The sequence below is a fragment of the Peptoniphilus indolicus ATCC 29427 genome (genome assembly GCF_000227315.1).
Taxonomy (GTDB): Bacteria; Bacillota; Clostridia; order Tissierellales; family Peptoniphilaceae; genus Peptoniphilus; species Peptoniphilus indolicus.
The window spans coordinates 1-3,196 of the sequence record NZ_JH165084.1 but is presented as its reverse complement, the minus strand read 5'-3'; the positions used below and the strand labels follow the sequence as shown (position 1 = coordinate 3,196).

4 protein-coding genes are annotated in these 3,196 nt (G+C 32.8%); all 4 read left to right on the top strand.

Features of this window, described 5'->3' with window-relative positions:
• On the top strand, positions 1-326 hold a 326-nt coding region (locus tag HMPREF9129_RS09905; RefSeq protein WP_004823270.1), incomplete at its 5' end, for an ATP-binding cassette domain-containing protein.
• 9 nt (positions 327-335) lie between these two features.
• On the top strand, positions 336-1,274 hold the full coding sequence (gene rbsC / locus HMPREF9129_RS09900; RefSeq protein WP_004823268.1) for a ribose ABC transporter permease: 939 nt from the start codon (positions 336-338) through the stop codon (positions 1,272-1,274).
• 14 nt (positions 1,275-1,288) lie between these two features.
• A complete protein-coding gene (gene rbsB / locus HMPREF9129_RS09895; RefSeq protein WP_004823267.1) occupies positions 1,289-2,212 on the top strand; it encodes a ribose ABC transporter substrate-binding protein RbsB in 924 nt (307 codons plus the stop codon).
• A 53-nt stretch (positions 2,213-2,265) separates the two neighbouring features.
• Entirely contained in the window at positions 2,266-3,192 is a 927-nt protein-coding gene (gene rbsK, locus HMPREF9129_RS09890) for a ribokinase (protein ID WP_004823265.1), read from the top strand.
• Positions 3,193-3,196 lie beyond the last annotated feature (4 nt).

Genomic DNA, 3,196 nt, shown 5'->3' with positions numbered 1-3,196 from the left:
CTCCATCATTAAATCAAAAAATTAAAAATTTATCTGGTGGAAATCAGCAAAAAGTTTCTATTGCGAAAGGTCTTATGAATAAGACAAAAGTTCTAATCTTAGATGAACCTACTAGAGGAGTAGACGTTGGAGCTAAAACAGAAATTTATGAAATAATAAATTCATTAAAAAAAGAAAAAGTTGGAATCATAATGATATCTTCAGAAATGCCGGAGTTGTTAGGTATGAGTGATAGAATTATGGTAATGCATGATGGCATTAAAAAGGGTGAGTTAAAAAGAGAAGATGCAAACCAAGAAGCTATCATGAGTATGATTTTATCATAGGGGGTAAAGATGAATAAGACAAAAGATTTTTTAAGTAAATTTAGACCTATTATACTTTTAATTTTATTTTCGGTAATTATTACTACATTAAGGCCTAATTTTATATCTCCAAATAATTTACTGAATGTATTAAGACAAACTTCTATAAATGCAATAATTGCAGCGGGTATGACTTTTGTAATTTTAACTGGTGGAATTGACTTGTCTGTTGGTTCGATTCTAGCTTTTAGTTCAGCTATTGGAGCATACATTTTAGTCAGTGGTTATGGTGTAGTGGCGGCAGTTTTGGTTTGTTTATTTATAGGTATTTTAGCTGGTGGGCTAAATGGTGTAATTATAACTAAAGGAAAAGCCCAACCATTTATAGCTACTTTGGCAACTATGACGTTATTAAAAGGAGCTACTCTTGTATTTACTCAAGGAAAGCCAATATCTGTTTTAAAAGTGGAAAATTTAAATGGTTTCAGAATGATAGGTGCTGGCTCAATATTTGGTATCCCAACACCAGTTTATATAATGGGAATAGTGTTTATTGTATGTTATTTTATATTGAACAATACAAAGACAGGTAGATATATTTATGCAATTGGTGGAAATGAAGAAGCTTCAAAGTTATCAGGATTAAATACAGATATTGTTAAAATCAAATCATATATAATCAATGGACTATTCGCCGCTATGGCGGGATTAATTTTAACTTCAAGACTTGTTTCAGCTCAACCTAATGCAGGTGATGGATATGAATTAGATGCTATCGCTGCAGTTGTACTTGGAGGTACTTCACTTGCTGGTGGACAAGGTAGTATACTCGGAACTATATTTGGTGCACTAATCATAGGTATACTAAATAATTCGCTTAATCTGATGAATGTATCATCTTATTATCAGATGGTTGTACGTGCTATTGTAATACTCTTAGCAGTATTATTAGATAGAAAAAACAAATAAGTAGGAGGTAATGTATGAACAAAAAAATCATTGCAATGCTAATGAGCGCTTTAATAGTTGCAACATTATTAGCAGGATGTAATGGAGGCAAAAATGCTTCTGACAAAAAAGATGAAGCAGCAAAAGACAGCAAGACTATAGGTGTAGTTGTATCTACACTACAAAACCCATTCTTCGTAGATTTAAAAACTGGTGCTGAAGAAAAAGCTAAAGAATTAGGTGTAGAAATAATAGCTTTAGACTCTCAAGATGACCCGGCAAAAGAACTTTCAAATGTAGAAGATTTAATTACTAAGAACGTAGATGTACTTTTGATTAACCCTACAGATTCTGATGCTGTTGCAGCAGCTGTTATGAAAGCTAATGAAGCTGGTATTCCAGTTATAACATTAGATAGAGCTTCTAATGGTGGAGAAGTTGTAAGTCACATAGCTTCTGACAATATAGCTGGTGGTAAAATGGCAGGAGAGCACATAATTAAACTTCTTGAAGGAAAAGGTAATGTTGTAGAATTAGAAGGTATTCCAGGGTCTAGTTCAGCTAGAGAAAGAGGCCAAGGATTTAACGAAGCCATTGAAGGTTCAGAATTGACAGTAGTCGCAAAGCAAACTGCAAACTATGATAGAACTGAAGGGCTTTCTGTAATGGAAAATATTCTACAAGCTAACTCTGATATACAAGCGGTATTTGCTCACAATGATGAAATGGCTTTAGGAGCTCTTGAAGCAATTAAAACAAGTGGAAAAGATATCAAAGTAGTTGGTTTTGATGCTACTGATGATGCTGTTAAATCTGTTGAAGCTGGAGAATTAGCAGCTACAATTGCTCAACAACCTAAAGAAATAGGTTCTCTTGGAATAGAAACAGCTGTTAAAGTTGTCAACGGAGAAACTGTTGAAAAATCTATCCCTGTAGAATTAAAATTAGTAGTAAAATAATAAAAAAATAAGAGGAGTGGCTTAACCATTCCTCTTTTTAAGTAGGTGATAATTTGAAAGAAAAAGTAATGGTATTTGGTAGTTTTGTTGTTGATTTAATGTCAAGAGCAACTCATCTTCCAAAACCTGGTGAAACCGTAAGAGGCAATGAATTTAATATTGGACCTGGCGGAAAGGGATTTAACCAAGCTGTGGCATCACATAAATCAGGAGCTGACATTATAACTGTCACAAAAATTGGTAATGATACATTTGGCAAAATAGCACTTCATATTGCAAATGACATCGGAATGAATTCTAAAGGCTTTATAATTTCTGAAAAAGATTCAACTGGTTCAGCATTAATATGCGTAGATGAAATAACAGCCGAAAACCAAATATTAATAGTGCCTGGAGCTTGTAATACTATTCAAAAAGAAGAAATAGATTCTTTAGACGAATTATTAGATGACGTATCATATTTATTGATTCAATACGAAGTTAACCAAGACGCAAATGAATACATCATAAAGAAAGCTATTGAAAAGGGAGCAAAAATTATTTTAAATCCAGCTCCTTATCAAAAAGTAAATGATGAATTTTTAGCCAATGTAAATACAATAACTCCTAACGAAACTGAAGTTAAAGGATTAACTGGTGTTGAAGTAATAGATTTAGAAACTGCAAGACAGGCAAAAGATGTTCTACTCTCAAAAGGCATTAAAAATGTAGTTATAACTCTTGGAGTAAATGGCTCTTATATATATTCTGATGGTAAAGATTTAATTATACCTTCTTATAAAGTTACGGCAGTCGATACAACAGGAGCAGGAGATGCATTTAATGGAGGCCTTTTAACATCCTTATCTGAAGGAAATAATTTATTTGATGCGGCTAAATTTGCAACAGCTGTTTCAGCCTTATCAGTACAGAAAAAAGGAACGGCAATTTCTATGCCTACAAGAGAAGAAATTGATTTGTTCATAGAAAAAAATAATTAATTTT